A 1,671-nucleotide genomic window follows, 5' to 3' on the forward strand; every position below is an offset into this window, starting at 1 on the left:
TAAGGCATCCTGTTCTGAATTCCGACAAGTGTTCTTGCCGATAACGGGGTGGGCTTACAGCTCGTGTGCGGCCTCGACGCCGCGGGACTGGGTCGGCTCGATGTTCGGCGCCGCACTGTCCGTGGCGGGCGGCGGGTTGCGCAGCATTGACCGTAGCGGGCGTGCGTGGCCGGCCATCGCTGCACCGAGCGCGTTGACGTCGTAGCCCCGCTCGATGATCGGCCCGACTGGTAGCGCATCCACCCCCGCGGCATCGGTTCGCACCGCGGTGAGCCCGCCGTCGAGGGCTTCGCGCAGCAGTGTGGTGTCGGCGGTTTGCTGGAACTGGTAGCGGCCCAGATGAACTTCGTGCGCAGATTACCGGCCGCGGTGTTCTCGACCCCTGGTGTGGTGCCGCGGTACCGCTCGATGTCGAGCTCGTACCCGGCCTCTGCGGCGAGTTGCCGGAAGAACGCAAATTGCGTGCGGGTGTTCCCTTCCCGGATCTTATCTCCAGCCAGGAGGTCGCGGATGCGCAATGAGCTGGAGGTATGTGTGTCGGACAGTGTGATTGACGAGCCTGTCGTTTGTGCGAGTCCGGTCCACTTGAGACGCGCGTGAGTGCTCGGCCGATTGGAGGAGTACGACGTCGAGGTGCGCCCGACCCAAGAGGATCCGGGGACTACGCAGATTGGACTTCGACTCGTCCGTTGTTGGGCGTGGGTCTTCGAGAACCGCGCGGAAAAGTGAGCCCGGCGAGGTTGGCCGGCACTCAGTATCTGTCGATCCTGTCTGGTGAGGACAGTTCTCGCTGTATGGACACACGAAGATCCGTAGACATTGGCACCGACGTATAGGCCACAGGCGCAGTCGAGTGCGGGGCGAGGGTGGTGCACGATGACCACTCCGGCCACCTGGCTGTCTCATGTGTTTGCGGCGTCGCCGGTCTGCTCGCGGTGTCCACCGATCGGGGGACACCTGGTTGGTCTGTTCGGTGGACAGACACGGCCCGTACTCGCGGCAATACTGCTTTCGTCGTAGTTAACGGGGATTCCATTGTCGGACCGCTTATCAAGGTAGCCAGTAGATGTCGACCAGTTGATGGACGATTCAACCGAACAGGGCAGTCCCTTGCACAGCAACAAAAACTAGTTCTATAGCGACTCGCCATGGATACCAAGACCAAGATGCGTTGGAGCATCCTAGAATCATCAAACTTTGTGCGGTGAAAGGAAATTTATGCCCTAACCACTTCCGAACGCCACCCGTGATCTGCCGCTTGTCGGGAAATCGTAGGTACGTGTGTTGCCCATACTTGGTCATCAGAAAGAGCGGAACAGTATGAAACCGATTCACCGTTGGTCCACCATTGCAGCGGCCACCACCCTTACTGCAGGAACACTCCTACTTCCCGCTGGTGTCGCATCAGCAGACGATGTCGCTGGCACCGGTTCCGGCAACATCGTCACGAAGCACGTTGACTTCGGGGTCAGCTGTTGGTCGTCCAATGGACGTTTCGAGCCCTTCTTGAATGGTAACAACGACTCCACAAACAACTGGGGCGTGGAGATTCGAGCCCCGAAACAAGTTAACTCCGGGCAGTCATTTCAATACGAGATTACCTTGGATCCAGTTCAGATGAGACGAAAAGACCCTAAGGGTAACAACCGGGGGAATGATAAACTCCCGAAC

The 1,671-nt window shown here is 59.1% G+C and carries 2 protein-coding genes; one reads left to right on the plus strand and one right to left on the minus strand.

All coding sequences use genetic code 11. From position 1 onward, the window contains the following. Nucleotides 1–54: 54 nt before the first annotated feature. Entirely contained in the window at nt 55–243 is a 189-nt protein-coding gene (locus RM2_RS23035; RefSeq protein WP_169846823.1) for a hypothetical protein, read from the minus strand. A gap of 1,077 nt (nt 244–1,320) precedes the next feature. Here RM2_RS23035 and RM2_RS24980 point away from each other — a divergent pair. After that, the coding region (locus RM2_RS24980; RefSeq protein WP_218017275.1) for a hypothetical protein at nt 1,321–1,671 on the plus strand (351 nt) is incomplete at its 3' end.

It is taken from the genome of Rhodococcus marinonascens NBRC 14363 (assembly GCF_001894885.1).
Classification (GTDB): domain Bacteria; phylum Actinomycetota; class Actinomycetes; order Mycobacteriales; family Mycobacteriaceae; genus Rhodococcus_F; species Rhodococcus_F marinonascens.